Source organism: Streptomyces sp. NBC_00669, assembly GCF_036226785.1.
GTDB lineage: Bacteria > Actinomycetota > Actinomycetes > Streptomycetales > Streptomycetaceae > Actinacidiphila.
On the sequence record NZ_CP109018.1, the window covers coordinates 7025650 to 7052199 of the forward strand.

Sequence of the window (26550 nt, forward strand, 5' to 3'; positions counted from 1 at the left end):
CGGTTCCAGGGGGCAATTCCGCCCGGGTGCGCGCAAAGAGCGCACCCGGGCGAAAAGGATCACGGTCAGGGCGTGTTGCACCCCTACCGGACACCGTGGCCGATGCCTATCGTCGAAGGATGAACGCTGCGGACTGGTGGTCGATCGAGGTCATGGACGCCGAGCACGCGGAGATCTCCGCCGCGGCATGGCGCGACGCCCACACCCAGGCGCTCGCCGAGTCGCTGGTGACCAACGGCGCGACGCAGTGGGAGTGGTACACGCACAGCTGGGGCGTCGTGCTCGAAGTCGCCTTCCTGACGGAGGAGTCGTGGCTGTGGTGGCGCTCGCTCCCCGGCACCCGGGCCGCGCTCGACGCGGTGCCGGACCCGCTGGCCGGGCTTCTGGTGCACCGGGGGCACGGCGGGGCGTCGGGCAGCTATGTGCCGCGCGGCCCGCGGATCGCCCCGACGGCGGACCGGGTGGAGCTGCCCGAGCCGTCGATGTAGCCGACAGCGGGTGACGGGCCACGGGGCGCGGGTCGCCGGCTACGGGATGCGGGTGACTGGGCGCGGGTCGCCGGCTACGGGATGCGGGTGACTGGGCGCGGGTCGTCGGCCACGGGATGCGGGTGACGGGGCGCGGTGGGCTCAGTCCAGCCCGTCCCACCCCCAGCGCGGCGTCGGCCCCGGGTCGCCCACCGTCGCGCCCGGCTGGGACACCGACTTCGCGATGCGCGTACCCCACTCGACGTACTCCGCGAAGCGCCGCTGCAGCAGGGCGTCGGCGGGCAGTTCCCTCGCGGCCGTGGCGAGCATCAACTCCACCCACCGGGCCCGCTGTTCCTCGGTGATCGCGAGGTCGACATGGTGGGAGAGCAGGGCGTGGTGGCCGCCGAGCTTCGCGCTGTACTCCGCGGGGCCGCCGAACACCTCCGACAGCCACACCACCACGTGCTCGACGTGGGTGGGCGTGAAGTCGGCGAAGACCGGTGCCAGCAGGGGGTCCTGGAGGACCTGGTCGTAGAAGGAGTCGATCAGGCGGTGCAGGGCGTCGGCACCGCCGAGGGCGTCGTAGAAGCTCGGCTGCTCGGGCATGTGTCCCATCCTCGTTCCGGGGAGGGCCGGGAGCACGCGGCTTCGCCGCGAGCGCACCAAACGGAGCAGCGGCTTCCGCGAGGAGGGGGCGAACGAGGGCAAGTGCCGTTCCGTGGTCGCGCCGCGCCGGGAAGAGAAGCGCGGCGGGAGTAGTTTGCACTGATCATGAAGGCCATCGTTTACACCACCAGTGGCGGACCCGACGTACTCACCCTCACCGACCGGCCGGTGCCGGAACCCGGGCCCGGTGAGGTGCGGGTGAAGGTCCGGGTCTCCGGAGTCAATCCGACGGACTGGAAGTCGCGGCAGGGCACGGAGCCGGAACGGCCACAGGTGCCCAACCAGGACGGTTCCGGCGTGATCGACGCGGTCGGCGCGGGCGTACCGGCCGAGCGGGTCGGCGAGCGGGTGTGGCTGTGGGAGTCGGCCCACCGGCGGCCCGACGGCACCGCGCAGGAGGTCACCACGGTGCCGGCCCGGCAGGCCGTACCGCTGCCGGACGGTGCGTCGTTCGACCTCGGCGCCAGCATCGGGGTGCCCGCGATCACCGCCCACCGCGCACTGACCGTGGCGGAGTACGGCCCCACCCGGCTGGCCCCCGGCGCGCTCGACGGGCGTACGGTCCTGGTCGCCGGCGGCGCGGGCGCGGTGGGCAACGCCGCGATCCAGCTCGCCCGTTGGGCCGGCGCCACCGTCATCACCACGGTCAGCGGCCCGGAGAAGGCCGCGCTGGCCACCGCGGCCGGCGCCCACCACGTCGTCAACTACCGCGAGCAGGACGCGGCGGCCGAGATCCGCCGGATCGCGCCCGACGGCGTGCACATCGTGGTCGAGGTCGCCCCGGCGCACAACGTGGAGCTGGACGCGGCCGTCACCGCGAACAACGCGGTGATCGCGTTCTACGCGGACGACTCCCAGGAGTTCGTCGTGCCGGTCCGCCCCTCGATGTTCACGAACCTGCGCTGGCAGGGGCTGCTGCTCTACACGGTGCCGGACGAGGCGAAGGACGAGGCCGTGGCCGCGATCTCCGCCGCGCTCGCCGACGGCGCGTTGCGGGCCGGCCCGGAGGTGGGGCTGCCGTTCCACCGTTTCCCGCTGGAGCGCACCGCGGAGGCACACGAGGCGGTACGGGACGGGGCGGTCGGCAAGGTGCTGATCGACGTGGCGTCGTAGGGAGTTCGCAGGCGGTGTAGCCGTTTCGCGGAGGGCGTGCGGGCGGCGTGGGGGCGGTGCGCGCGGGCGGGCGCGAGGACGGTGCGCGCGGGCGGGCGCGAGGACGGTGCGCTTACGGCGTGGCGCGCGCGGAGGTCGTACGGGGTCAGGTGGCGGCGAGCCGTTGCCTGACCCCGTCCGGGTCCAGGGAGAGCGCGCTCAGCAGATCCGCCGCCGGGTCCGGGTGCCGGGCGGTGAGCAGCGCCAGCAGGAGGTGGCGTGGCTCGATCCGCCGTCCCTTGCCCTCGCGGTCGGCGAACCGCTTGGACTCGCCGACCGCGGAACGCGCCGAGGAGTTGAGCGGCAGTCGCCGGTTGCCCCGTGTGGGCGGCGGGGCCAGTGGCATGTCCAGGTGGACGCCGATCGCGCGGAGCGCGTCACGGTCCATCGCGTCCATCGCGGACCGCCCTTCGGCGAGGGTCGCCCCCAGCGCCCGCGCGGGCGGTTCCTTCGGGAAGTGCATCAGCGCGAGCAGCAGGTGGTCGGTGCCGATCCTGCGGTCGCCGCGCCGTTCGGCTTCGATGCGGGCGAGTCCGAGCACCGGCTTGAGCCGTGGTGCCGTGCTGCTTTCCGACATGGCCGTCTCACTTCCCGTATTTGGCGTGCACGGACTGGCGGGACACCCCGAGAGCGTCCCCGATCTGCTCCCACGACCACCCCTCGCGCCTCGCGAGTGCCACGTGCGTCGCCTCCACCTGCTCGGCGAGCCGGTGCAGGGCGCCGACGGCACGCAGGCCGACGGAGGGGTCGTCCGAGTCGATGACCGCGGTGAGGTCCATGCGCGTCAGTTTAGATTGACGAGTATCGGGGTGTCAACGCAGACTGACAGACGGGTGGGGGTGGTGGCCGTGGCGGCGCCTGGTGCGGCCTGGGGCGGCCTGTTGCGGGATGCGGGATGCGGGATGCGGGCTCGGGGCGGCGGCGCGGGGCGGCGGTGCGGGGCGGAGTCAGGCGGCGTCGACGTATGCCTGCGCCGCCGCGCGGGCGACCCGTTCGACCTGGTCGATGCCGCCCTGCTCGGACTTCTGCCCGGACGACAGCACGCTCACCAGCAGCCGATGCCCGTCGTACGTCACTTCGCCGATGCTGTTGATGTCCCACAGCCCGGTGGCGCTGCGCTGGAGCCAGCCGTTCTTCAGCGCGTAGCCGGAGTCGTCGGAGTCGGCCGCCGACACGCCCCAGCGCTCGCCGTCGATCACGGACCTCATCAGCCCGGAGACGTACGCGCGCGAGGACGCGGAAAGGGGCGAGTCACTGTCGAACACCGCGTGCAGCAGGGCGATCTGGTCGCTCGCGGTGGTCTGGGTCAACCCCCACAGGTCGCCCTCGCCGCCGACCGTGTCGTCCAGCCCGAACGTCTTGTTCGCGGCCGCCAGCCCCGCGCTCCGCCCGATGGTCCGCCACAGGTCGAGCGCCGCGTCGTTGTCGCTGCGCTCGATCATCGCGGTCGCCAGGGTCCGCTGCGCGGCGGTCAGCCGGGTGCCGGCGTGCTGGTCCTGGAGCAGCAGCGTGGCGAGGATGTCCACCTTGACGATGCTCGCGGTGTCGTACGAGGCGGCGCCGGTCTCGTACGTGGCCGCGGCGCCGCCGTCCGCGTCGGTGACCGCGACGGACACGTGGCCGCTGACGCCGAGGGCGCGGACTGCCGTGGTCACGGCGGCGTCGGGCGAGGTGGTGGTCTTCGCCGCGGTGGCGGTGGCCGACGAGGTGGTCGTGGCGGTGGTCGTGGCGGTGGCGGTGGCGCGAGGCGTCGACCGCGTCGCGGAAGTGGTGGTGGTCGCGGTCGGCACGGTCGTGTCGGCGGTCGGGCTGGTGTCGGAGCCCGCCTTCGCGGAAGGGGACTGCACGATCGTGGCGAGGGTGAGGACGGCCATCACGGCGAGGGCGGTCACGGAGATCAGCAGGGGGCGGACCCAGGGGCGGGCGGGGAAGGGGTCGGATTCGGGCTCGGGTTGATCGGGTGCCGTCTGCTCGGGTGCGGTGGGCGTGATGGGTGCCTTGGGCGCCTTGGGCGCGTCGGGTGCCGCGGGTGTGTCGGGTATTTCGGCCGGGTCGGCATCCTCGGCGCCGGCGTCCAGGGTGCCGGTGGATTCCGGGGCGTCGGAGCGGTCGGCGCCTTCCTTCGCCACCGGTCCGCCCGGCGCCGCGCCCGTACCGTCGTCGTGTGTGCCGGCCATGGCCGCCCACCCCCCGCCTTCGCGGTCCGCCAACGGTCTGTGCTCTTCCATGCCGCCGACGGTAGGAAGGGATTCTGGGGTTCCCCTGAGAGCCGGGTGGCAATCGTCTGAGACACGCCCCCCGCGAGGCGCCTGCGGACAACGGCCGACGCTATGCGCGAAGTGTTGTCGCCGGGTGTCCCCGCCGTGACGATCGGCGCACCGGCCCCGGGGTGGCGTCACGCCGTCCCGTCGCCGGTCCCGTCGCCGAGGGACAGCAAGAGGGTGCGCAACGCGTCGGCCAGGGCGTCCCGTTCGTCCGTGTCGAGGGCGGCGAGCAGGCGGTGCTCGTTGGCCACGTGGGCCGGGAGCGCCTCGTCGATCAAGGCGCGGCCCTGGTCGGTGAGCCGGACGTGGACCACGCGGGCGTCGGCCGCGCTGCGGCTGCGGGCGACCAGACCCGCCGCCTCCAGCCGGTCCAGGCGCTGGCTGACCGCGCCCGAGGTGACCATCGCGGCCTGCATCAGCTGGGCCGGGGTGAGGTGGTGCGGGGGGTCGCTGCGGCGGAGCGTGGCGAGGACGTCGAAGGAGGCGGCGTCCAGGCCGTGCTCCGCGAAGACGCGGCGCAACTCGCCCTCCAGCAGGCGGGTCAGCCGCTTCAGCCGGCCGATCACCGCCATGGGGGAGGCGTCGAGGTCGGGGCGGCGGCGGGACCACTGGTCGAGTACGAGGTCGACGTGGTCGCGGGCGGCAGCGGGTGTGGGCGCGGAAGCGGGTGCGGGTGCGGGTGTGGGTGTGCGCTCCGTCTTCGGTTCGGGTTCGGGTTCGGGCTCCGGCGCCGCCGCTCCGGTTCCCGTTCCCGTTCCTGGTCCTGGTCCTGTTTCGCCGGGCTGCCCGTCGGCGCCGTCGTCGCCGTGCTCCGTGTGCGTCATGGCATCACACTAGCCAATCTCTTAGCGCTGAGATACTTTCTCTTAGTGCTAAGAAACCGGGCGGGGATCGTCCTGCTCACCGCGCTCGCCCCCAGCGTGTGGGGGACCACCTACTACGTCACCACGGAATACCTGCCGCCGGACCGGCCGCTGCTGGCCGGCGTGCTGCGCGCGCTGCCGGCCGGTCTGCTGCTGGTGGCGATCACCCGCCGGCTGCCGCACGGGGTGTGGTGGTGGCGCTCGCTCGTGCTCGGCACCCTGAACATCGGCGCCTTCTTCGCGCTGCTCTTCATCGCCGCGTACCGCCTGCCCGGCGGAGTAGCGGCGACCGTCGGCGCGCTGCAACCCCTGCTGGTCGCGGTGTTCTCCGCGGCGCTGCTCGGTGACCGGCTCACCGCCCGCACCGCTTTCACCGGCGTGGCCGGAGTGCTCGGCGTCAGCCTGCTGGTGCTCAGGTCCGGCGCCCGCCTCGACGGCCTCGGGATCGCCGCCGCGCTGGGCAGCGCCGTGGTGATGGCGACCGGGGTCGTCCTCAGCAAGCGCTGGCCCGCGCCCGCGCCGCTGCTCGCCGCCACCGGCTGGCAACTCGTGGCGGGCGGCCTGCTGTTGCTCCCCGTCGCCTTGCTGGTCGAGGGCCCGCCGCCCGCGCCGACCGCCGGGAACGTCCTCGGCTACGGCTATCTGGCGCTGGTCGGTGCGGCGCTCGCGTACGCGCTGTGGTTCCGCGGCATCCGCGAACTCCCCGCGGTCAACGTGACCTTCCTCGGCCTGCTCAGTCCGGTGGTCGCCACCGTCGTGGGGTGGCTGGCGCTGGGACAGGAGCTGACGGCTGCGCAGGCGGCGGGCGCCGCGCTGATCCTGGGTGCGCTGGTGGTCGCCCAAGTACGGCCCAGGGCCAAGCCGTTGGACCCGGGTGCTTCGGGTGCCTCGCGTACTTCGGCCGGCTCGTCTGCCTCGCGCACCTCGCACGTCTCGTGTGCCTCATCCGGAGGTCCGGTCCAGGCCGCCGCCGCGCCACAACCGTCCGGTCGGCGGTTCGGGCCCTGAACGAACCGTCCGCGAGGGCGAGTCGACCCGGAGGCCGGTGCCGCACCGTACTCCCGTACTCCCGTACTCCCGTACTCCCGTACTCCCGTACTCCGGCACTCCCGTACTCCGGCACTCCCGTACTCCGGCACTCCCGTACTCCGGCACTCCCGTACTCCGGCACTCCCGTACTCCGGAACCCGCTCCCGTACGTCGCCCGCCCGGCCTCCCGGAACGGTTCGACCGGCCGGCCCCCGCGGAACTCCGCTCCCCACCCGCCCCTTCCCAACCGATGGAGTCAGCCATGCGTATCACCGTCTTCGGGGCCGCCGGAGCCGCCGGCCGCCGGATCACCGTCGAGGCGCTGTCCCGAGGGCACGCGGTCACCGCCGTCGTACGGTCGCCCGCCCGTTTCGCCGAACTGCCCGACGGCGCCCGCGCCCGCGTCGGAGACGCCCTGTCCGCCGCCTCGGCAACGGAGTCGGCCCGCGACCAGGACGTCGTGATCGCCGCCACCCGGCCCGCGCCCGGGCGCGAGGGCGAACTCGTCCTCGCCACCGAGGTGTTGCTCGCCGCCGTGACCGTCACCGGAGCGCGGCTGCTGGTGGTCGGCGGCGCCGGCACCCTGACCGTCCCGTCCGGCGGCACCGTCGCCGACGCACCCGACTTCCCCGCCGACTGGCTGCCGATCGCCCGCGCGGGCGCCGAACAGCTCGACCGCTGCCGCGCCGCGCCCCTCGCCGACTGGGCCTACCTCAGCCCCGCCGCCCTCCTCACGCCGGGTGAGCGCACCGGCCGATACCGCCTGGGCGCAGACGAGTTGGTGACCGACCAGCACGGCGTCTCGGCGCTCTCGTACGAAGACCTCGCGGTGGTCCTGCTGGACGAGGCCGAGGACCCCGAGCACCACCAGTGCCGGTTCACGGCCGCTTACTGATCAGGCCGGCGCCCCAACACGCCTTCATTCGCAAGGCCGTTACGACGACGCCCGGTCGCACAGCGCGTGGTCGGTCAGCGTCTCCACCGCGCGGTTCACCTTGTCCTGGTCGATCAGGGCCGTGGTGGTCGTGATCGACACGGTCACCGCGCGGCGGCCGTCGGCGGAGACGGCCGGGCGGGTGTACACGCCGAGACCGTCGCCCTCGTGCATGTCGTAGGTACCGCCGCAGGTCAGCGGGACGACGCGCAGCCCGAGGCCGTAACCGCCCTGGGTGCCGGCGGGCGGCACGGGCAGGTCGTCGTAGGGGACCGTGGTACGCATCTCGGCCAGTTGGGCGGCCGGCAGCAGGGTGCCGGAGGCGAGCGCGCGGAAGAACGTGTTCAGGTCGCCGGGAGTGCTGACGACCCCCGAGTCGGCGGTGTGCTGGAGGCTCTGGTCGGTGAGGTCGACGGGCTTGCCGTCCGGGCCGGTGATCGTGACGCGCTCGTGCCGGCCGACCAGATACGGGTCGGCGCCGGGGATGTAGGTGTGGCGCAGGCCGAGCGGCGCGATCACCCGGTGCTCCACCAGCTCCCGCCAGTCCTGGCCGCCGCTCGCCTTCTCGGCGATCATCGCGGCCAGCAGGTAGTTGGTGTTGGAGTAGGCCCAGCGGCCGCCGCCGGGCGTGAAGAGCGGCGGATGGCTCATCGCGATGGCGACCAACTGCTCGGGCGGGGTGTCGTCGAAGCGGTTCTCGTCGAAGTGGTTGATCATGCGGTCCTGGACGTCCGGGTCCTCGACGTAGTTGTAGATCCCGCTGGTCTGCTGGAGCAGGTCGCGCACGGTGATCAGGCGGCCGTCGTTGCCATGGCCGCTGACGACCCCGGGCAGCCAGTGGTCGACCGTGTCGTCCAGCGACAGCTTGTGCTCGGCGACGAGTTGGAGGACCACCACCGCGGTGAACGTCTTCGTGGTGCTCGCCACCCTGAACTCCGGCTCCCACGGCACGGACGCCTTCGAACCGACCCCCGCCGTGCCGTACCTCGCGCGCAGCGGGCCCTCGCCCCGCCGGTCCACCCGCGCCACCACGTTGATGTCCCCGCCCCCGGCCGCCCGTACCGCCGCGAGGTCCTTGCGCAGGTCCGCCGCCGAGTAACCGCCGCCCGCACGCGTATCCGCCCCCGCGGGCACCGCCGCGAGCGCCGACGCGGCCAGCGCCACCACCCACGCCACCACGACCGTCCGCTTCCCCGTCACCGCAACCCGCATCGCATTCCCCCGTCACTCGGCTCGCCCGTGTCCCTCACGGGCACCACACGTCGAGTCAAGCGCCGCGCCCGCCGATGTGCGATGCGGCTGCCACCCGGGGGAGGGGTAGGGAGATCCCCCGACGCTGGGGCACTTCCTCGGCTGAGCGAGCGTCAGCGGTCCGGGAGGGGCACGGCGCGTCCCCGTGCCCGGGGCAGCGGCCGGAACCGTGTGGCCGGAACCGTGCGGCCGGAACCGAGGTGCCGGAACCGAGGTGCCGTGGCCACCTGGCCGGAACCTCCTGGTCGCAACCGAACCGCCGTGCGGGTGGGTGTCAGTGGGTGTCAGCTGGGGCGCGACCAGGCGTCCCACAGGGCCGCGTACGTTCCGCCGGCCGCGCGCAGCGCCTCGTGGGTGCCCTGTTCGGTAACCCGTCCTCCTTCCATGACGAGGATCGTGTCGGCGGTGGCGGTCTGCGAGAGCCGGTGGGCGACGAGGAGGGCGCCGCGCCCGCGCAGGACCGTGGCGGCGGCGGTGTCGAGCAGCCGTGCCGAGTCACTGCCGCCTTCGGCCGTGGCCTCGTCGAGCACGACCACCTCCGGGTCGAGCAGGAACAACCGGGCCAGGGCGAGGTGTTGGGCCTGGCTGGGGGCGAGGTGGTGGCCGCCGGCGCCGATCACGGTGGCGGCGCCGTCGGGCAGCGCGTCGACCCATCCGCTCGCGCCGACCGCGTCGAGGGCGGCGGTGACCTCCGCGTCGGACGCGTCGGGCCGCGCCAACCGTATGTTGGCGGCGACGGTGCCGGCGAACAGGTGGGTCTCCTGGGTGACGAGGGCCACCCTGCGGTGCAACTCGGCGGGGGAGAGGTCGGCGAGCGGCACTCCGTCCAGCGCCGCGGTGCCGCGCCGGGGTGTACGGAGCCCCGCCAGCAGCGTGGCCACCGTGGACTTGCCGGAGCCGGTGGTGCCCACGACCGCCACATGCCGACCCGGCTCGATGCGCACGCTCACGTCGTGAATGACGTCAGGCCGGTCGCCGTAGCCGAAGTCCGCGCCGTCGAGTCCGAGGACGGGCCCCCGCCCGGAGCGCGACTCCTGTCCCGCCTCCTCGCCCGGCCGGACTTCCCCCGCCGGAACACCGGGTGCGGGCACGGGCTCAGGCGTCGGCCCGGACTTCGACGAGGGCTCCGCCGCGGAATCCGATGCGTTCCCCGCCACCGCTGCCGCCTTCGCGGGCGCCGCGTCGAGGACCCCGATCAGGCGGGCCAGCCCGGCCGCCGCCTGCTGCACGCTGTCGAACGCGCCGAGCACCGCGTTGATCGGGTCGAAGAGCCCCACGAAGAAGAGGGCGGCCGTGGTCGCGGCGCCGACGCTCGCCGTGCCGGACCGCACCAGTACGGACGCGGCGAGCAGGATCGCGCCGAGACCGATGAACTCCGCGACGTTGAGCCGCCCGAAGAAGCGCGTGGCGGTGCGGGTGGCCTTGAACTCGTACTGAGCCGCGGCGAGGGACGCGTCCTCGACGCGGGTGTACTGGCGGCCGCCGAGCCGCAGTGCCCGCACGGTCGGCAGCGCGGCGAAGGCGCCCAGGAGAGCGGAGGTGCGGTGGCCCTCGGCGGTGCGGCCGGCCGCGTAGATCGGGCGTGACGTGCGCAGGTACCAGCGCAGGGTGTGCGCCTGCAGGGGCACCGCGAGCAGCCCGGCGATCGCGAACCGCCAGTCCAGGGAGGCCAGTCCGACCAGGGTGGCCAGGATGGCGAGGGCCGCGGTCACGAAACTCCCGAATCCGCCCTGCGCCGCTTCGGTGACGCGCTCCACGTCGCCGGAGACGCGCGAGACGAGGTCGCCGCTGCCGCCCGCCTCCACCGTGTCCACCGGGAGGGCGAGCGCGGTGCCGACCACCTCCTCACGCAGGTCGGCCACTTCGGGCAGCACGACGCGGGCGAGCAGGACGTTCGACGCCCAGGTGGCCGGCGCGCCCAGGACGGCCGCGGCGGCGAGCAGGGCCACCGGTCCGATCACCGCGGAGGTGCCGCGGCCGTCCACGACCGCCTGCGTCACCCAGCCGATGGCGATCGGGCCGACGAGGCCGAGCGCACTCTCGGCGACCATCACGGCCGTGGTCGCCGCGAGCAGCAGACGGCGTCGGCGGAGCGCGGCGCGCAGATACCCGCGGGTGCGGCGGCTGTCGGCGACCGGGAGCAGCGGCCGCTCGGCGGCGGATGCGGCGGCCGGGCCGGTGGCGGGGGCGACGGTGGAACCGGCGGCGCTCATCGGGTCAGCAACTCACGGTAGGCGGCGTTGTCCCGCATCAGGCCGGCATGGGTGCCGCTGTCCGCGGTGAGCAGGGTGACGGCCGGTTCGGGCGGTGACCCCTCGCCCTCGGGGCTGGGGTCGCCAGTGTCGCGATCCTTGCCGCGCGGTCGTACGGCACCGCCGTCGGCAACTCCCGTGTCGCCGGGGCCGGTCGGGCCCTGCTTGGTGCGGCCCTCCGCCGCGGCGCCGTCCCTTCCGCGGCCGGCTGCGGCCACCTCCTCCGGCGCGGCGGCGTGCAGGAAGAACACCCGGTCGCAGCGGGAGAGCAGCGCGGGGCTGGTGGTGACCAGCAGCGAGGTCAGTTCGTCGCGGGCCCGCAACTCGCGCAGGCGGCCGGCGATTCGGTCCTCCGTCGCCGCGTCCACGGCCGTGGTCGGGTCGTGCAGCACCAGCACCGGCGGGGCCGCCGCCAGAGCGCGGGCGAGGGCGACGCGCTGCCGCTGCCCGCCGGACAGGCTCTCCCCACGGTCTCCTACGGGCGCCTGCGCGCCACCGGGCACCGTGGCGATCACCTGGTCCGCGAACGCCGCCCAGGTGCCGCGCTCCGCGGCCTTCGGGTCGGGCGCGAGCAGCGCGATGTTCTCCGCGATGGTGCCCGGGAACAGCACGGCATCATGCGGCGACACCAGCACCCGGGCCCGCAACTCCTCCAACGGCACCTCGCCCACCTCCTTTCCACCGATCTCGATCCGTCCCGCCCCGGGCTCGCCCTCCCGCACCAGCAACCCCGGAATCCGCCCGGCCAACCCGGGCACATCGACCACCAACCCCGTCAACTCCCCACGCCCAGCCACGAACGACACCCCCGCGAACCCACCGACCTCGACTCCCGCCACCACAACCCGCGCCCCCTGTCCCTCCGCCCACTCACCCGGGAGAAAGCCGTCCCGCACTTCCTCCCGCATCCCCACGACCTCGAGCACCCGCCCCGCCGACGCCACCGCCCGCGCATACGCCGCGCTCGCCCCCGACACCACCTGCATCGGTCCCACCACGAATCTTGCCAATCCCAAAGCCGCCACAAACTCCCCCAAACCCATTCGACCCGAAAGTGTGAGCCACCCGCCCACTCCCGCGATCACCGTCAAGTACGCGCCGGTGAAAGCCGTTCCCACCGCCGACAGCAGCGACTGCGACGACACCGCCCGCAGCGACGCCCCCAACGCGGCCCGGCTGGCCCGCCCGTACTGTTCCGCCGCGGTCCGCTCCGCCCCGATTCCCTTGAGCACGCGCATCCCGCGCACCAGGTCCTCCGCGAGCACCGCGGCCTGCCCGGCCTCGTGCTGCTCGGTTCCGCTGTGCCGCCGCAACCGCCGTGCGACCCGGTCCTGCACGACCAGCAGCAGCGCCGTGCCGAGCAGGATCACCGCTCCCAGCGGCAGCGAGAACCACAGCAGCAGCGCCGTGGAGACCGCGAGCACCGCCACCGCCGCCACCGTCTGCGCGACGATCCCGGCGAACGCGCCGACCCGGCCGGCGTCGCTCGCCGCGCGGGTGAGCAGGTCGCCGGGGGCGAGCCGTATGCCGCCGGTAGGGCGCAGCACCCGCTCCGTCACCCACATGCGCACCACGTGCCCGGTGTGCTGCTTCGCCCGCATGCTCGCCCGCGCGCCGAAGCGGTACGACAGCGACAGCAGCACGAAGTCCGCGGCGAGCACACCCAGCCACAGCGCGATCGCCCACCGCCCGCCGCCCGCGACGGCCTGGCTCACCGTCGCGCCGACCAGCACCGGCACCATCGACTCGCCGAGCTGGTGCGAGCTGTAGAGGGCCGACGCGGCAACCAGGTCCCGACGCCGCGCCCGCAGCGCACCCCACAGCAGCGCGCGCGACGACGGCCACTCGACCGCGGGTGCCGCCGGCGGGGGCGCGGCGGGAGAGGGAGCGGTCGGCTGCGGCGGTATCGGTGGGGCGTCGACTGTCACCAGACCGACCCTAAAGGCCCGTCCGGTGGCGTACGCGCACCATGAAGCCAAGCAGTATCGCTGACCGGCCACACCCGCCGCCGCGAAACTGATCCCGCTCAGACCTTGAAAATGAAAACCAAAGTCGTATAGTGGGGGCATGGCCAGAAACGAACTGCGTCCCGTCGTCAAGCTGCGGTCCACCGCGGGCACCGGCTACACCTACGTGACCCGCAAGAACCGCCGGAGCGACCCCGACCGCATGACCCTCCGCAAGTACGACCCCGTCGTGGGTCGACACGTCGACTTCCGTGAGGAGCGCTGAACACCATGAAGCCTGCGATCCACCCCGCCTACCGCCCCGTCGTCTTCCGCGACCGCGCCTCCGGCCACGCCTTCCTGACCCGCTCCACGCTCACCACCGACCGCACCGTCGAGTGGACCGACGGCCGTGCCTACCCCGTCTTCGACGTGGAGGTCTCGTCGGCGAGCCACCCGTTCTACACGGGAACCCAGCGCGTCATGGACTCCGCCGGCCGCGTCGAGCGGTTCAACCGCCGCTACGGCCACGCGGCACCCGAAGAGCGGTGAGGCCCCTGCCGCCCCACCGCCGGGGCGCGCACCCGCGCCAAGCCGCCCTCGGACGGAGCAGGAACCCGGCCCGGCACGTCCGACGTGCCGGGCCGCATCATGTCCCGGCACCCGGAGCATGCCCTGGCACCCGGAGCATGCCCTGGCACCCGGAGTCCTCAGACGTCGCGACGCCGTATCACCACCACGGCGACGACCCCCGACACGACCGCCCACGCCGCCAGCGCGATCCACGAACCGTGCACCGACGCCGGGTACTTCCCGAAGTCGATCGGCGCCGCCGGATTGGCGACCAGCCGACTCTGCGCGTCGCCCGGAAGCGTGTTCCCGATCTGCCGCAGCAGCTTGTAGCGGTCGCCCCCGAACAGCAGCGGCACCAGGAACAGCAGCGCCACCACCGCGACGACGGAGGCGGTCGCGTGGCGGAACACAGCGCCCAGTGCCATGCCGACCAGCGCGCACACGGGCGCGATCAGCGCATACGCGGCGACGCAGCGTACGCACCCGGGATCGGTGATCGACAGGCCGACATGGCGCGAGGCCAGCATCGCGTTGCTGCCGAAGAAGGACACCGTGGACACCGTCGTCCCCATCACCAGCGTGACCGCGGTGACCACGACCAGTTTCGCGAGCGCCACCGCCCGCCGGTCGGGCACCGCCGCGAACGTCGTACGGACCATGCCGGTCGCGTACTCGCCGAACACGGTGATCGCGCCGACCACGGCCGCCGCGAGCATCACCAGGTCGGCGGAGATCTGGTTCAGGCCGTGGAAGATCGGGTCGTACGTCACCGGCCCGCGGCCCGGCATCGGTGGCGGCGGGTGGTCGATGTAGGTGAAGTCAGAGCGGACGGCGTTGAGGTTGACCACGACGGCGACCACGACGCACGACGCGAGCACCCAGTACGTCGACCGCAGCGACCGCAGCTTGATCCACTCGGCGGCGACGAGGTCGGTGAACCGGGGCCGGGGCCCGCCCCCGGCCGCCGAGAGGAGCGGATCGCCGGACACGGCAAGGGACGCTGAGCTCATCGGGTCCCTCCCGTCTGGTGCCCGGCCCCGGTCCGGGCCGGTGGCCCCGCCGGGTACTCGACGCTGTCGGCGGTCAACCGCAGGAAGGCGCTCTCCAACGACGACGACCTGGTGGCCAGTTCGTAGAGCGTGAGGCCATGGCGCCCGGCGAGTTCGCCGATCCGGCGGGCGGGCAGCCCCGACACCTCCACCGCCTCCTCGGACTCGGACGCCTGCCGCACCGTCGCGCCCTCCTCCGCCAGCAGCGCCGTCAGCGCCGCCACGTCGGCGGTGCGCACGCTGACGACCGCAGCTCCGTGCGCTGCCCCCGACAGGGAGGCGAGGCGCTCGTCGGCGATCAGCCGGCCGCGCCCGATCACCAGGACCTGCTCGGCGGTGTGCTCGATCTCGCTCATCATGTGACTGGAGACCAGCACCGTGCGGCCCTCCGCGGCGAGCCGGCGGAACAGGCCGCGTACCCACAGCACACCTTCCAGATCAAGGCCGTTGAGGGGCTCGTCGAACAGCAGCACCCGCGGCTCCCCGAGCAGCGCCGCCGCGATGCCGAGCCGCTGCTTCATGCCCAGCGAGAAGCCGCCGATGCGCCGCCCGGCGGCCTTGCCGAGCCCCATCTCCTCCAGCACGTCGGCGACCCTGCCGCGAGGGATGTGGTTGCTGCGTGCCAGCGCCGACAGGTGCGCGGCGGCGCTGCGCCCGCCGTGCACGTCCTGGGCGTCGAGCAGTGCCCCCACGTGCCGCAGCCCGCGCGGGCGGTCGGCGAACGGCACTCCGTCGACCGTGACGGTGCCGCCGCTGGGGGCGGTCAGGCCGAGGATCATCCGCAGGGTGGTGGACTTCCCGGCCCCGTTCGGGCCGAGGAAGCCGGTGACCCGTCCCGGACGTACACGGAACGACAAGCCGTCGACGGCGACCGTGGCACCGTAGCGCTTGGTCAAGTGCGTTGCTTCGATCATGGCTTCACGGTGCCGGGCGCGCCGCCCGCCCCGCATCGGGCCGCGGGCCGCATTCCCGGGGCCGTGCACCAGCCCCCGGGACTACACCTTCGGGCCAATGTGCCGCCCCGCCCCGGGCGCCTACGATCGGCGCATGCCCGCCGCACCCCGTACTCCGACGCGTACGCCCCTGCTCAGGCGTCCGCCACTGGGCGTGTGGGTGGCCGTCTTCTGGGTGACGGTCGTCCTGGTGCGCAGCTTTCAGCGCCGCGACGAACTGGCCCACCTCACCAACCTCAACGGCAACATCGAGGACGGCTCGCTCCTCGTCACCGCCCTTGCCACCACCTTCGTCGCCCTGCTGGTCTTCCGGCTGCCACTGGCGGCCCTGGTGGTCTCGCTGTCCGGGTCCGTCGCCGCCATCGGCACCGGCGTGCCCGAGGCACCGGTCGTGCTGTTCCTGCTGGCCGCTGTCGTCATCGGCTACATCACCGCGACGCGCTCGCGCCTCATGTCGGTGGCCGGCGCCGTCCTCTCCTGCGTGGTCGTGCTCGTCAGCCAGGACAACGGCGCCGTGTGGGCGGCCCTGACCGCCATCACGTTCGTCGCCTGGCTGGTGGGCAACACCGTCCGGCAGAGCCGTACGCACACCGAGGCCCTGCGCCGCCGCGCCACCCAGCAGGCGGTGACCGAGGAGCGGCTGCGAATCGCCCGCGAACTGCACGACATGGTCGCCCACAGCATCGGCATCATCGCCATCCAGGCCGGCGTCGGCAGCCGCGTGATGGAGACCCAGCCCGCCGAGACCCGCAAGGCGCTGGACGCCATCGAGGCCACCAGCCGCGAGACCCTGTCCGGCCTGCGCCGCCTGCTCGGGGCACTGCGGGAGACCGACACCGACGGTGGCGAGCCGCCCCGCGACCCGGCGCCGGGCCTCGCCGACCTGGGCGGCCTCGTGACCACCACGCACGAGGTGGGCGTACGCGTCGAGGTCCGCTGGAAGGGGCAACGCCGCCCTCTGCCGCCCGACATCGACCTGTCGGCCTTCCGCATCGTCCAGGAGGCGGTCACCAACGTGGTCAGGCACTCGGGCACCCGGGACTGCGCGGTCACCCTCGACCACCGGCAGGACGCGCTGCTGGTGGAGGTGGTCGACCTCGGCTGCGGCGGCCGGCCGCCCACGGCGAGCGGCGGCTACGGCATCGTCGGCATGCGCGAGCGGGTCAGCCTGCTGCACGGCGAGTTCAGCGCGGGCCCGCGCCCGGGCGGCGGCTTCCGGGTGGCGGCGCGGCTGCCGCTGCCGGCGGGTGACGCGGGCGCGGTGGCGACCGCGGAGACCGGTGGCCGCGCGGGTGCGCGGGAGCGTACGGAACCGGCGACGGATACGGCACCTGCCGGTGCTGCCGGTCCCGCGGGCGGGGAGCGCCTGCCCGGGCACGTCACCGAGCCCGCTTCACCCGCCGGACAGGTTCGCGGATGATCCGCGTCCTCCTCACCGACGACCAGCCGCTGATCCGCACCGGTCTGCGCGTGCTGATCGCCGACACCCCGGACATCGAGGTCGTGGGGGAGGCGGGCGATGGCGCAGAGGCGGTGTCGCTGGCCGGGCAACTGCGCCCGGACGTCGCCGTGATGGACATCCGCATGCCCGGCATGGACGGTATCGAGGCCACCCGGCTGATCACGGGCGCGGCCGGCGACGGGACCCGCGTGCTCGTCCTGACGACGTTCGACGACGACGAGTACGTGTACGCGGCGCTGCGGGCCGGGGCGAGCGGGTTCCTGCTCAAGGACATGCGACTGGAGACCATCCTCGACGGCATCCGCGTCGTCGCGGCCGGCGAGGGGCTGATCGCGCCCGCCGTGACCCGGCGGCTGATCGAGGAGTTCGCCCGGCGGCCGCCGTTCGCCGGCGCACCGGCACGCGTACCGTCACGGGGAGGGGAAGCGGGTCGGAGCGGGCGGCGCCGGGAGGCCGGGCACGGAGGGCAGGACGAGCCGCACGGGCAAGAGGGGCAGGACGGGCGGGACGAGCGACTGCGCGGCATCACCGACCGTGAACGGGAGGTGCTGACGCTTGTCGGACGCGGGATGTCCAACACCGAGATCGCGCAGACCCTGTTCATCAGCGTGGCGACGGCCAAGTCCCACGTGGCGCGGCTGTTCTCCAAACTCGGCGCGCGCGACCGGGTCCAGCTGGTGATCATCTCGTATGAGACAGGGCTCGTGGGCTGAATATCGGACTTCTCCTGCGGGCTGTGGATAACTTTGCGCACGGAGGCGGACGCAGCCCGTAACGTGGTTCTCGCGTGGTGCAGGGAGCACCGCGTTCATTCCCGTCCGGGAAGCCGGGGATGACGGGGGATACCAGGGGTGCCGGGGGTAGAAATGGACGGGTTCGTTTTCGGAGAGTTCCGCGTGGTGGTCGGCGGCCGCGGCCACGGCGTGAGAGTGGAGCGCGCCGCGCCCGAAGGCGGTCGGCGAGGCGGCGGCCGGGGCGGGGGTGAGGGCGAAGCCGACCCGGCTCAGCGCGTGCCGCGGCGGCGGGCGAACCATCCGCACACGGGCGCGGTGGGCACGCTGGTGGGGCGGGAAGAGCAATTGGGGCTGATGCGCAGCGCCGTGCGATCGCGCCGCATGGTCGAATTCACCGCGAAATGCGGCTCGGGAAAGACCTCTCTGCTGCGCGCCGTCGCGCCGGATGCATATATCCGCGTCGGTGCCGCCGATCTTGAGGATTTCCTCCAGGACATGGTCCGCGAATTCTACGAGTACCCGCCGGGAGCACCCCGGTTGACCACGGACGAGTGCCGGCGCGCCCTCGAGCAGGTCGTCGCCGTCGTCGCGTTGGACGACGTGGGATACAGCCCGTTGCAGCTCGCCGATCTGCGGGACGCGTTACGCGGGTGCGCGGTGCTGATGGGCGCGGTCCGCCCGGGAATCGGGCGGCTCGGGGTGTCCCACCCGCTGCCCGGCCTCACCTCCGCGGACGCGATGACCCTGCTCTCCCGCGACCTCGACCGGATCGTCTCCGAGTCCGAACTGCCGCACGCGCGACGACTGGTGGCCGCGGTCGGCGGCAGACCGCTCGCATTGCGCCAGGCCGCCGCGCTGGTGCGGTACGAAGGCCGCCGCTTCGCCGAGTTGGCGCAGGAGGTCGAGCTGGACCCGGGGGTGCTCGACGAGTTGGCGATCGCCGCGCTCGACCCGGAGTCCAAGCGGGCGCTGGCGGTGCTCGCACTGCTCGGCGGCGCCCACCTGCCCGCCCGACTGGTCGCGGCGATGGCGGAAGTGCCGGCCGGCGCCGAGCGGTTCGACCGGCTGTGCGCGCGGGGGCTCGCCGAGAAGCGCGGTGACCGCTTCGGCCTGCCGACCGGGCTCCCCGAGCCCTACCTGCGACTGCTCCACCGCCACCTCGACTTCGGCGTCTCGCTGCGGGCCCTCGGCAGCTGGATTGAGGCGCGCGACCCGTGCGGCGCCGAGGCGAGCCAGGCAGCGGACGCGGCGGTGCCCTTGCTGGACACGGCGGCCGGCCGCCGCGAGTGGGACACGGTGATCGCGCTCGCCGCGATCGTGGAGCCGGTGCTGTGTATCCAGGGGCACTGGAGGTCCTGGCAGCGGACGTTGGAGATCGGGCGCATCGCGGCCCTCGAACTGCCGGACGTCGTGGCGGAGGCCCACTTCGCCCACCAGGAAGGCACACTCCACCTCCTGGAAGGCCGTCCGGATGCGGCCAGGGACGCGCTGGCCCACGCGTTGGAGCTGCGCACCCGCCATGCGAGGGCCGCGGAAGGCAGCGCGGCGGAGGAGACCCGGGCCAACCTGGCGCTCGTCGCGGACGATTCCGGCGACTGGCGAGGTGCGGGCGGCGCGGGCGTCCCGCGGGCCTCTCTCGGCGGGCGGCTGGCGGGCATGGGCCGTGCGGCGAGCCGCCGGGCGCGGGCCCGGGCACGTCGGCGGCGCAGAGCACTCGTGGGAATGGGTGCGGCGACCGTGGTCCTCGCGGCCGGTGTGGCGGTCGCGGTCGGCGCCGTCGGGAGGGACAGCCTGGGCGGAGCGGGCGGCTCGGGCTGGCACCACAACGCCTCGGCGGCCGGGGCCAAGGGCGGCCCGGCGGCGTCGGGCGGCCTGCCCGGCGCCCACCGGATCGACGGCGGCACCAAGGACCAGGACGCCCCCGGCGGCACCCTCCCCACCGGGTCCGACGACCCGGCCGACCCGGGCGCCGCACTGAAACCCCTGACGATCAAGGGCACGGGAGACTACGGTGACGTGCACGAGGGTTCGGCCGCCGCCCCGGTCGCCAAGCTGACCATCACCAACCCGAACGGCAGCCCGGTCCCGCTGGACGCGATCAGCCTGTCCGCCCGCTCCGACTTCGCCATCACCACGGGCTCGTGCCACACCGGCGAGGGCATGTCGCCCGGGTTCCTCGACGACGAGGCGGGCGGCGGTCCGGCACCGGCCAAAGGGCTGGCGGCGGGCACCAGTTGCAGCGTGAGCGTGCGGTTCGCGCCCACCGCGCTCGGCAGGCGCGCCGGCACCCTCACGGTCAGCTACGGCAAGGACGGCAGGAGCACCGCCCGTCTCACCGGCCGCGCCTTCGCCACGGTCAAGGTGACCGTCACCCCGGACACCGGCGGCCGGCGACACGGTTACGTCGACATCGCCGCCGACGGAACCACCACCAAGTGCGACCAGCCCACGCCCTGCACGGTCCGCTACTTCGACGCGAGGGCCCCGCTCTCCCTCAAAGCCCACGGCGACCCCGCGGGCGCCGACAGCTCCGGCGCCGCCGGGGACACCGGCGCCACAGCCGGCGTGAGCGATAGCGGCGGTTCGAGCACGGCGGGGAGCATAGGCGGCGCCGGTGATGCGGGCGATTCGAGCACGTCCGGGGGTTCCGGTGCGTCCGGTGGATCGTCCGGGGCCGGCGGCACCGTGAGCGAGCCGTATCAGCCGGACACCTGGACCGGTCCGTGCGCCGGTTCGGTGGACGAGTGCGACCCCACCCCGGGTGGTGATGTCACCACCAGCGTGCACTTCGCCCCGGGCAGCTCATGACTCGTTGGTTCCGAACTCGGCCGCGGGGCGCGGCAGTTTACGGAGGGGCAGAGTGCGGGCCGGGTGCGGGCCCGCGCACCGGCTCGCCATGTCCCCGGTCCGCAGGCCTGCCTGTCCGACCGGCTCGGTGCGAAGACCGGCCCGACCGGCGCCCGCCCGAGCCGACCGCCACACCGAGCAGCCGAGTCCGCCGAGCCCGCGGAGTCCGCCGAGCCCGGCCGGCCCCACCCTCAGGCGGTGGCCCACGCCTCCTCCGCGGTGGTCACCGGCGCCCCTGTGCGAGCGGACTCCTCGACGGCCAAGGCGAGCAGGTGGTCCTGGCAGCCCTCGGCCAGCGGGTAGGGCTCGGGCCCCTCGCCGCGCACCCAGGCGCCGGTCCGGCACAGCAGGTCCACCACCGCGAGGTCGTCCTCGGACAGGCTCGCGCCGACGTAGTCGTTGCGCCACACCACGCGGCCGTCGAAGGAGATGTGGTGCACCTCGGCGCCCTCGAGGTTGAGGTCGGTGCCGGTGCGGCGGCGGACCAGCGCGGACTCCACCGGGGTCCGCGGGTCGGCCATCCGCACCACGCTGTCGTCCACGATCTCGCCGAGCGAACCGCGGACGACGACCCGGCGGGCGCGCAGCGGGTTCCACCACTGGTTGTCGGTGAAGTCGTACAGGCCGGTGCGGCCGGCGCCGAAGTCGATCAGGGCGAGGGTGGTCGTCGCGTCTTTGGGCGTCAGGTCGTCCGACCAGCCCTTGGGGGAGAGCGGGTCGGCCAGCGGTGCGGTGAAGGCGCGCGCGGTCACCGTCGCCGGCCCGAAGCCGATGCCGAGGGTGTGCCGGATCAGGGACATCGCGTGGTACATGTGCGTGGAGGAGAGCTGGACCGAGGTGGCCGCGCCGATCACGCCGTCGCGGACGAGGGCGATCCTGGCCGCGTGCCCGGGCATCAGCACGTACTGCTCGGCGACCTGCACCAGCGCGCCGCCGTCCGCGGCCGAAGCCGAAGCCGAAGCCGAAGCCATGCCCCCGCCCCCGCCGGTAGCGGCGCGGCGGGCGCCGCCCACCGCGCTCCACAGCTCCCGGAGCCCTGCCGCGTCCGGCGCCGGCGGCGTCTCGGCCAGCACCGGCACGCCCTGCTCCACCAGGTCCCGCACCACCCCGGGAGTCACGTCCCAAGGCACCGACGGGATCACGAACTCCGGTTCGGCCGCGAGCAGTTCACCGACCGTACGGTAGGCGGGCACGCCCCATGCCGTGCGGACCTGCTCGGCCCGTTCCGCCGAGCGGGTCACCACCCCGGCCACCGCGAGCCGCTCGGGCAGTGCCCGGGCGAGCCGTACGAAGAACTCCGACCGCCAACCGCTACCGACAATGCCGAACCGTATCGGCGCCGTGTCCACGTCACCCATCGCGCCGGCCTCCAGCCGCTCGCTTGCCCGCGGGCACGTCACCGTCCCGCCTCACTGCTGGAAAACCATACGGTCAACGCCCCACGCACCGACATCCGGTCCCGTCACCCGGTCCCGCCGCCCCGTCCTGCGCCCGGCAACGCCAGCCCACCGCCGCGGGCGCCCCCATCGGGCCGCACGGCCGTACGCACGGCAACCCGGGCCGACCCGGGCCCGGCTCACCCTGTGCGCCGCCGGGGCGCTACTTCAGCAGTCGCGACATCCGCCGGTCCGCCAGCGGCTTCCCGCCGGTCTGGCAGGTCGGGCAGTAATTGAGCGCCGAGTCGCTGAACGACACCTCGCGAACGGTGTCCCCGCACACCGGGCACGGCTCGCCCTTGCGCCCGTGCACCCGCAACCCGCTCTTCTTCTCGGCCTTCAGATCCCGCAGCGGCAGCCCCCGCGAGCGCTCCACCGCGTCCCGCAGCGTGCTGCCGATCATGTCGTACAGCAGCGCCGCCTCCTGCCCCGACAGTTTCGCCGCGAGCTTGTACGGCGACATCTTCGCCGCGTGCAGGATCTCGTCGGAGTAGGCGTTGCCGATCCCCGCGATCACGCTCTGGTCGCGCAGCACCCCCTTGATCTGCCGCCGCTCGCCCGCCAGCAGCCGCGCGAACGCCTCGGGGGTGAAGTCCGCCGCCAGCGGGTCCGGCCCCAGCCGCGCCACGCCCGGCACCTCCGCCGGGTCGTGCACCACGTAGACCGCCAGCCGCTTCTGCGTGCCGAACTCCGTCACGTCGAAGCCGGTCCCGGCCGGCTCCGCGAGCCGTACCCGCAGCGCCAGCGGCCCCTTGCCGGGCCGGGGCGGCGCGTCGGGCAGGTTGTCGTTCCAGCGCACCCAGCCCGCCCGCGCCAGGTGCATCACCAGGTGCAGGTCACCGGCCGCCAGGTCGAGGAACTTGCCGTGCCGCGCGACCGCGTCGAACGCCCGCCCCTCCAGGTCCGCGACCCCCGGGCGGTACGTCTTGAGGGCGCTCACCGCCAGCGGGTACACCCGCTCGACGGTCCGCCCCACCAGGTGGTCATCGAGAAACCAGCGCAGCGCTTCGACCTCGGGCAATTCAGGCATACCCCCTATGATGCCTCCGCGTCCCGCGTTTCCCCGTCCCGCACCTTCCCGACCCGTGCTGTCCCGACCCGTGCTGTCCCGTCCCGCGCTTCCCCGGCCCGCGCGTTCCCGTCACGCCGTTCAAGGGTGGCGAGGAAGCTCTCCGCCGCGTCCTGGACCCGGGCCCGGTCGCCGGTGGCGAGCAGGTCGAGCAGCAGGCCGCGGATCGTCGCGATCACGAGGGTGGCCGTGCGTTTCGCGGTCACCGGGTCGGTGCCGGGCCCCTGCGTCTCGCACAGCGCGTTCATCCAGTCGGCGACCACCCGGTCCAGGAACTCCGCGAACTGCTCCGGCGCCTGGAGCGCGCGCCCGTAGACGGCGAAGAACAGCCTGAACTCCGCCCCCCGCCGCGGGTCCGAGGTCCGGGTCCAGACCGCGCGCACCGCCGTCGCCAGGTCGGGCTGCTCGCCGAGGGTGTCGTTGGTGGCCGCGAAGATGCGCTCCCGCAGCCGACCGAGGATGGCCTCCAGCATCTGCTCCTTGGTGCCGAAGCGGTGCACCAGGGTCGTGGTCGACACGCCGAGCGCGGCGGCGACCGGCCGCCACGACAGCTCGGAGAACCCGTGCTCGACCGTGTAGTCCACCACCGCGTCGAGCAGCTCCGCCCGCCGCTGATGGTCGACCGGGCGCCCCGCCATCGCTTCCTCCTGTTGCTCCCGACACCGCCCCGCCGCCCTCGGCGCTTCCGCCGCCGGGCGTGGCCTCGGTTTGACATTTCTGGTACGACTGTACACAGAATATTTCTAGCACGACCGTACAAATAATAAGACCCTCTGGAGGTTCCCCGTGCACGTCTTCGTCACCGGAGCATCGGGCTGGATCGGCCGCGGGCTCGTCCCCGACCTGATCGCCGCCGGCCACACGGTCACCGGGCTGGCCCGTTCCGACAACTCGGCCCGCGCCCTGCGCGACGCCGGCGCCGAAGTCCGCCTCGGCTCGCTCGACGACCTCGACACCCTGCGCGGCGCCGCCGCCGACTCCGACGGCGTCGTCCACCTCGCCTTCAAGCACGACATCGCCTTCGCGGGCGACTTCGCCGGGGCCACCGGCGCCGACCGCGCGGCGATCGAGACCTTCGGGGAGACCCTGGCCGGCACCGGCAAGCCGTTCGTCATCGCCTCCGGCATCCTCGGCGTGCTCGGGCTCCCGCCCGGCGCCGTCGCCACCGAACGCGACGGGCTGGCCGCTCCCGCCGCGGAGCGGGGCGCCCCGATCGCCGGCGCCAACGCGCGGATCGCCAACGCCCACTACACGCTCGCCCTCGCCGACCGCGGCGTGCGCTCCTCGGTCGTACGGCTGCCCCCTGCCACGCACGGAAACGGCGACAACGGGTTCATCCCGACCGTGATCGGCTTCGCACGCGAGAAGGGCGCGGCCGCCTACGTCGGCGACGGCGCCAACCGCTGGCCGTCGGTCCACCGCGACGACGCCGCCCGCCTGTTCCGCCTCGCGCTGGAGTCCGCGCCGGCCGGGTCGGCGCTGCACGCGGTCGGCGACGAGGGCGTACCGATCCGCGAAGTAGCGGAAGTCCTCGCCGAACGCCTCGGCATCCCCGCGGTCTCCGTCCCGCCCGAGCGGGCCGGGGAGTACGTCGGCTGGCTCGGCGGTTTCTGGGGCACCGACGGGCCCGCCTCGGCGCGGCTCACCCGCGACCTGCTCGGGTGGGAACCGACCCGCCCGGGCCTGATCGCCGACCTCAAGGAGGGCCACTACTTCGCATGACGCCCCGGGTTGGCATGACGCCCCCGGGCCGCCTCGCCTGACGCGCCGGCGCACCTCCAGCCCCGGCCCCGGCGCCGTACAATCGCCACTCCGGTCGGGCCGCCCCGCGAACCCGGCCCGCCCGGATCGGCGAACCCGCCGACGAAGAAGGGGACTTGCCGGTGCGCCACCACGACCGCGACCACGACCGCGACCGACGCCGCGACCACGACCACGACCGCGACCGACGCCACGACCGCCACCGCGGGACCACCGCGATGCCCGACCGGTCGGCGGCGTCATGACCGCCCCGACCCCGGGCGCGCTCCACCACGTCGAACTCTGGGTCCCCGACCTCGACCGTGCGATCACGTCGTTCGGCTGGCTGCTCGAAGCCCTCGGCCACACGCCCTTCCAGCACTGGGACCGGGGGCGGAGCTGGCAGCTCGGTACGACCTACCTCGTCATCGAACAGTCCCCCGCCCTCACCGCAGCCGCCCACGACCGCTGCCGCCCCGGCCTGAACCACCTGGCGTTCCACGTCGCCGACCCGCCCACCGTCGAGGCGCTGGCCGCCGAGTCCCGCCACCACGGCTGGCGCCTGATGTTCCCCGACCGCCACCCCCACGCCGGCGGCCCGGACCAGTACGCCGCCTACCTGGAGAACGACGACGGCTTCGAGGCCGAACTCATCGCGATCGCCTGACCACCGCCCCCGACCGGAGCATCCGGCTTGCGCACCGGTTCGCAGGCGGAGCCGACGACCTTCGGCGAGAGCCCGTCGGTCGTACGGCGGCCCGGCAACCCACTCGGTGACGGGGCCGCCGCCGTACGCGCGGATTCCCGCTCGACTACGGCAAGGGGGCCGTCGCGGTGATCTGCGCGGCACCGCCCACGCGTACCAGCGAACCCGATGAGCCGTGCCGCGTGGTGGCCGTGATCGTGGAGGGGCTGCCGAGCGAGTCGCCCATGTCCACGGCGATGTCGGTGATGCCCCGACCAGCCAGGTCAGCGGCCAGGCAGGCGGTGCTGTTGGCGTTGGCGATGTCCTCGGCCACGCCGATCGACGGGGCGAACATGCGGGCGGCGACGCGGCCGTCGGGCGTCGGCACGGAATAGACGTAGCAGCCCAGCAAACCGAGACGGTCACAGCCGGCCCTGAGCCGTACGAAGTCCGGGTCGAGCGCCGCGAGAGCCGGCCGCGTGGCGATGGGTACCAGCAACCGAGGCCGTCCCACCGAGGCTACGCGGATACCCGGCGCGAGCGAGTCCGCGGTGACCCCGAGCGCGGGCAGGACGAGTTCGCGCTCGACGGGCGTGGCCTCGCGCAGGTCCACAGGGCCGGGCTCGAACGCCGCCCTGAAATGCGCCTTCTCCCGTAGACACCAGCCGTTGAAGACCCGCCCCGCCGTACGAAGCGTGGCCAGGTACTCCACGCCCCCGGCGCGTTCGGCGAGGAACGCCAACGCCGCAACCGTTCCGTGGCCGCAAGCGGGCAGTTCCCCCTCGGCGGTGAAGAAGCGCAGCGACGCCCCGGGCACGCCCTGCCGACCGTCGTCCACCGAGACGAAGACGGCATGCGACGTCCCCGCCGTCACCGCCACCCGCCGACGCTCCTCATCGGTCAACGCCACGTCGTCCACCACCGCGGTGGGGCTCCCCCCTCGACCTCCACGCACACAAGCGCGAACGATCACCACGGCCGACCCCCGCACACCCGTCAACTCCCCTCCCCTTAACCCGAACCCCGAACCCCGAACCCCGAACCCCGAACCCCGAACCCGCGCCACGCCACCCGCCAAGCCCGCAACGCGTCGCGCCCCGTCGCGGAAGGCACGGCCGAGGACGTCGCTGTCCCGGATCGTTCGCCGGGCACCGAACTGGCGGCGCGGGCGATGC

Annotated in this window: 26 protein-coding genes; 12 read left to right on the forward strand and 14 right to left on the reverse strand. The window is 73.9% G+C overall.

Annotated features, from left to right (window positions below):
* Positions 1–119: 119 nt before the first annotated feature.
* A complete protein-coding gene (locus OG896_RS29620; RefSeq protein ID WP_329370242.1) occupies positions 120–488 on the forward strand; it encodes a hypothetical protein in 369 nt (122 codons plus the stop codon).
* 141 nt (positions 489–629) lie between these two features.
* Here the strand turns inward: OG896_RS29620 and OG896_RS29625 are convergent, their stop codons facing one another.
* A complete protein-coding gene (locus tag OG896_RS29625) occupies positions 630–1076 on the reverse strand; it encodes a group II truncated hemoglobin (RefSeq protein WP_329370244.1) in 447 nt (148 codons plus the stop codon).
* Positions 1077–1241: 165 nt separating this feature from the next.
* Here OG896_RS29625 and OG896_RS29630 point away from each other — a divergent pair, with 165 nt between their 5' ends.
* On the forward strand, positions 1242–2249 hold the full coding sequence (locus OG896_RS29630; protein ID WP_329370246.1) for an NADPH:quinone reductase: 1008 nt from the start codon (positions 1242–1244) through the stop codon (positions 2247–2249).
* 145 nt (positions 2250–2394) lie between these two features.
* Here OG896_RS29630 and OG896_RS29635 read toward each other — a convergent pair whose 3' ends face one another.
* The 4 genes from OG896_RS29635 to OG896_RS29650 form a co-directional block, all read right to left on the reverse strand.
* Positions 2395–2865 (reverse strand): Clp protease N-terminal domain-containing protein, encoded by a 471-nt coding sequence (locus OG896_RS29635; protein ID WP_329370248.1) that lies wholly within the window; start codon positions 2863–2865, stop codon positions 2395–2397.
* A gap of 7 nt (positions 2866–2872) precedes the next feature.
* On the reverse strand, positions 2873–3067 hold the full coding sequence (locus tag OG896_RS29640) for a helix-turn-helix domain-containing protein (protein WP_328463190.1): 195 nt from the start codon (positions 3065–3067) through the stop codon (positions 2873–2875).
* A gap of 168 nt (positions 3068–3235) precedes the next feature.
* Complete coding sequence (locus tag OG896_RS29645) at positions 3236–4516, reverse strand: serine hydrolase (RefSeq protein WP_329370250.1); 1281 nt, start codon at positions 4514–4516, stop codon at positions 3236–3238.
* A gap of 167 nt (positions 4517–4683) precedes the next feature.
* A complete protein-coding gene (locus OG896_RS29650; protein ID WP_329370253.1) occupies positions 4684–5376 on the reverse strand; it encodes a MarR family winged helix-turn-helix transcriptional regulator in 693 nt (230 codons plus the stop codon).
* A gap of 45 nt (positions 5377–5421) precedes the next feature.
* Here OG896_RS29650 and OG896_RS29655 point away from each other — a divergent pair, with 45 nt between their 5' ends.
* Complete coding sequence (locus OG896_RS29655) at positions 5422–6423, forward strand: EamA family transporter (protein WP_329370255.1); 1002 nt, start codon at positions 5422–5424, stop codon at positions 6421–6423.
* Between the two features lie 283 nt (positions 6424–6706).
* Positions 6707–7339 (forward strand): NAD(P)-dependent oxidoreductase, encoded by a 633-nt coding sequence (locus OG896_RS29660; RefSeq protein WP_329370256.1) that lies wholly within the window; start codon positions 6707–6709, stop codon positions 7337–7339.
* A gap of 39 nt (positions 7340–7378) precedes the next feature.
* On the opposite strand, the gene OG896_RS29665 is transcribed toward OG896_RS29660, so the two are convergent.
* From OG896_RS29665 to OG896_RS29675, 3 genes are all read right to left on the reverse strand, one after another.
* Complete coding sequence (locus OG896_RS29665; RefSeq protein WP_329370258.1) at positions 7379–8578, reverse strand: serine hydrolase domain-containing protein; 1200 nt, start codon at positions 8576–8578, stop codon at positions 7379–7381.
* Between the two features lie 335 nt (positions 8579–8913).
* Complete coding sequence (locus OG896_RS29670; RefSeq protein ID WP_329370259.1) at positions 8914–10842, reverse strand: ABC transporter ATP-binding protein; 1929 nt, start codon at positions 10840–10842, stop codon at positions 8914–8916.
* A complete protein-coding gene (locus OG896_RS29675; RefSeq protein ID WP_329370261.1) occupies positions 10839–12809 on the reverse strand; it encodes an ABC transporter ATP-binding protein in 1971 nt (656 codons plus the stop codon). Before OG896_RS29675 ends, OG896_RS29670 begins: the two co-directional genes overlap by 4 nt.
* Positions 12810–12948: 139 nt before the next feature.
* Here OG896_RS29675 and rpmG point away from each other — a divergent pair, with 139 nt between their 5' ends.
* Together rpmG and OG896_RS29685 are read left to right on the forward strand one after the other, a co-directional pair.
* The gene (gene rpmG / locus OG896_RS29680; RefSeq protein ID WP_328463179.1) at positions 12949–13113 is read left to right on the forward strand and encodes a 50S ribosomal protein L33; all 165 of its coding nucleotides are present in this window, start codon (positions 12949–12951) and stop codon (positions 13111–13113) included.
* Positions 13114–13118: 5 nt separating this feature from the next.
* On the forward strand, positions 13119–13379 hold the full coding sequence (locus OG896_RS29685; RefSeq protein ID WP_329370262.1) for a type B 50S ribosomal protein L31: 261 nt from the start codon (positions 13119–13121) through the stop codon (positions 13377–13379).
* A 158-nt stretch (positions 13380–13537) separates the two neighbouring features.
* Here the strand turns inward: OG896_RS29685 and OG896_RS29690 are convergent, their stop codons facing one another.
* Together OG896_RS29690 and OG896_RS29695 are read right to left on the reverse strand one after the other, a co-directional pair.
* On the reverse strand, positions 13538–14410 hold the full coding sequence (locus tag OG896_RS29690) for an ABC transporter permease (RefSeq protein ID WP_329370264.1): 873 nt from the start codon (positions 14408–14410) through the stop codon (positions 13538–13540).
* Positions 14407–15363: an ABC transporter ATP-binding protein gene (locus tag OG896_RS29695; protein WP_329370266.1), complete on the reverse strand. Its 957-nt coding sequence runs from the start codon at positions 15361–15363 to the stop codon at positions 14407–14409. The genes OG896_RS29690 and OG896_RS29695 overlap by 4 nt, the downstream gene beginning before the upstream one ends.
* 133 nt (positions 15364–15496) lie before the next feature.
* Between OG896_RS29695 and OG896_RS29700 the strand changes: the two genes are divergently transcribed.
* The 3 genes from OG896_RS29700 (at position 15497) to OG896_RS29710 (ending at position 20406) form a co-directional block, all read left to right on the forward strand.
* Positions 15497–16822: a sensor histidine kinase gene (locus OG896_RS29700; RefSeq protein WP_329370267.1), complete on the forward strand. Its 1326-nt coding sequence runs from the start codon at positions 15497–15499 to the stop codon at positions 16820–16822.
* On the forward strand, positions 16819–17577 hold the full coding sequence (locus OG896_RS29705) for a response regulator transcription factor (protein ID WP_329370270.1): 759 nt from the start codon (positions 16819–16821) through the stop codon (positions 17575–17577). Before OG896_RS29700 ends, OG896_RS29705 begins: the two co-directional genes overlap by 4 nt.
* A gap of 402 nt (positions 17578–17979) precedes the next feature.
* Entirely contained in the window at positions 17980–20406 is a 2427-nt protein-coding gene (locus OG896_RS29710; RefSeq protein WP_329370271.1) for a hypothetical protein, read from the forward strand.
* 230 nt (positions 20407–20636) lie between these two features.
* Here the strand turns inward: OG896_RS29710 and OG896_RS29715 are convergent, their stop codons facing one another.
* From OG896_RS29715 to OG896_RS29725, 3 genes are all read right to left on the reverse strand, one after another.
* Entirely contained in the window at positions 20637–21803 is a 1167-nt protein-coding gene (locus tag OG896_RS29715; RefSeq protein WP_329370273.1) for a Gfo/Idh/MocA family protein, read from the reverse strand.
* Between the two features lie 241 nt (positions 21804–22044).
* Positions 22045–22911, reverse strand: a complete 867-nt coding sequence (locus OG896_RS29720; protein WP_329370275.1) for an Fpg/Nei family DNA glycosylase — start codon at positions 22909–22911, stop codon at positions 22045–22047.
* Between the two features lie 5 nt (positions 22912–22916).
* On the reverse strand, positions 22917–23588 hold the full coding sequence (locus OG896_RS29725; protein WP_329370277.1) for a TetR/AcrR family transcriptional regulator: 672 nt from the start codon (positions 23586–23588) through the stop codon (positions 22917–22919).
* Positions 23589–23736: 148 nt separating this feature from the next.
* On the opposite strand from OG896_RS29725, the gene OG896_RS29730 reads away from it, so the two are divergent.
* The 3 genes from OG896_RS29730 (at position 23737) to OG896_RS29740 (ending at position 25357) form a co-directional block, all read left to right on the forward strand.
* Positions 23737–24672, forward strand: a complete 936-nt coding sequence (locus OG896_RS29730) for an SDR family oxidoreductase (protein WP_329370279.1) — start codon at positions 23737–23739, stop codon at positions 24670–24672.
* Positions 24673–24833: 161 nt separating this feature from the next.
* A complete protein-coding gene (locus OG896_RS29735; protein ID WP_329370280.1) occupies positions 24834–24956 on the forward strand; it encodes a hypothetical protein in 123 nt (40 codons plus the stop codon).
* Entirely contained in the window at positions 24953–25357 is a 405-nt protein-coding gene (locus tag OG896_RS29740) for a VOC family protein (protein WP_329370282.1), read from the forward strand. The genes OG896_RS29735 and OG896_RS29740 overlap by 4 nt, the downstream gene beginning before the upstream one ends.
* A gap of 145 nt (positions 25358–25502) precedes the next feature.
* Here OG896_RS29740 and OG896_RS29745 read toward each other — a convergent pair whose 3' ends face one another.
* A complete protein-coding gene (locus OG896_RS29745; protein ID WP_329374366.1) occupies positions 25503–26366 on the reverse strand; it encodes a PhzF family phenazine biosynthesis protein in 864 nt (287 codons plus the stop codon).
* Positions 26367–26550 lie beyond the last annotated feature (184 nt).

Excerpts from the sequence above, each read along its gene's own strand:
- OG896_RS29620 (WP_329370242.1), top strand. The coding sequence starts at position 120 with ATGAACGCTGCGGACTGGTGGTCGATCGAGGTCATGGACGCCGAGCAC.
- OG896_RS29700 (WP_329370267.1), top strand. The coding sequence starts at position 15,497 with ATGCCCGCCGCACCCCGTACTCCGACGCGTACGCCCCTGCTCAGGCGT.
- OG896_RS29695 (WP_329370266.1), bottom strand. The coding sequence starts at position 15,363 with ATGATCGAAGCAACGCACTTGACCAAGCGCTACGGTGCCACGGTCGCC.
- OG896_RS29690 (WP_329370264.1), bottom strand. The coding sequence starts at position 14,410 with ATGAGCTCAGCGTCCCTTGCCGTGTCCGGCGATCCGCTCCTCTCGGCG.
- OG896_RS29705 (WP_329370270.1), top strand. The coding sequence starts at position 16,819 with ATGATCCGCGTCCTCCTCACCGACGACCAGCCGCTGATCCGCACCGGT.
- OG896_RS29635 (WP_329370248.1), bottom strand. The coding sequence starts at position 2,865 with ATGTCGGAAAGCAGCACGGCACCACGGCTCAAGCCGGTGCTCGGACTC.
- rpmG (WP_328463179.1), top strand. The coding sequence starts at position 12,949 with ATGGCCAGAAACGAACTGCGTCCCGTCGTCAAGCTGCGGTCCACCGCG.
- OG896_RS29720 (WP_329370275.1), bottom strand. The coding sequence starts at position 22,911 with ATGCCTGAATTGCCCGAGGTCGAAGCGCTGCGCTGGTTTCTCGATGAC.
- OG896_RS29640 (WP_328463190.1), bottom strand. The coding sequence starts at position 3,067 with ATGGACCTCACCGCGGTCATCGACTCGGACGACCCCTCCGTCGGCCTG.
- OG896_RS29670 (WP_329370259.1), bottom strand. The coding sequence starts at position 10,842 with ATGAGCGCCGCCGGTTCCACCGTCGCCCCCGCCACCGGCCCGGCCGCC.
- OG896_RS29650 (WP_329370253.1), bottom strand. The coding sequence starts at position 5,376 with ATGACGCACACGGAGCACGGCGACGACGGCGCCGACGGGCAGCCCGGC.
- OG896_RS29685 (WP_329370262.1), top strand. The coding sequence starts at position 13,119 with ATGAAGCCTGCGATCCACCCCGCCTACCGCCCCGTCGTCTTCCGCGAC.
- OG896_RS29630 (WP_329370246.1), top strand. The coding sequence starts at position 1,242 with ATGAAGGCCATCGTTTACACCACCAGTGGCGGACCCGACGTACTCACC.
- OG896_RS29740 (WP_329370282.1), top strand. The coding sequence starts at position 24,953 with ATGACCGCCCCGACCCCGGGCGCGCTCCACCACGTCGAACTCTGGGTC.
- OG896_RS29660 (WP_329370256.1), top strand. The coding sequence starts at position 6,707 with ATGCGTATCACCGTCTTCGGGGCCGCCGGAGCCGCCGGCCGCCGGATC.
- OG896_RS29710 (WP_329370271.1), top strand. The coding sequence starts at position 17,980 with ATGGTCGAATTCACCGCGAAATGCGGCTCGGGAAAGACCTCTCTGCTG.
- OG896_RS29715 (WP_329370273.1), bottom strand. The coding sequence starts at position 21,803 with ATGGGTGACGTGGACACGGCGCCGATACGGTTCGGCATTGTCGGTAGC.
- OG896_RS29645 (WP_329370250.1), bottom strand. The coding sequence starts at position 4,516 with ATGGAAGAGCACAGACCGTTGGCGGACCGCGAAGGCGGGGGGTGGGCG.
- OG896_RS29725 (WP_329370277.1), bottom strand. The coding sequence starts at position 23,588 with ATGGCGGGGCGCCCGGTCGACCATCAGCGGCGGGCGGAGCTGCTCGAC.
- OG896_RS29625 (WP_329370244.1), bottom strand. The coding sequence starts at position 1,076 with ATGCCCGAGCAGCCGAGCTTCTACGACGCCCTCGGCGGTGCCGACGCC.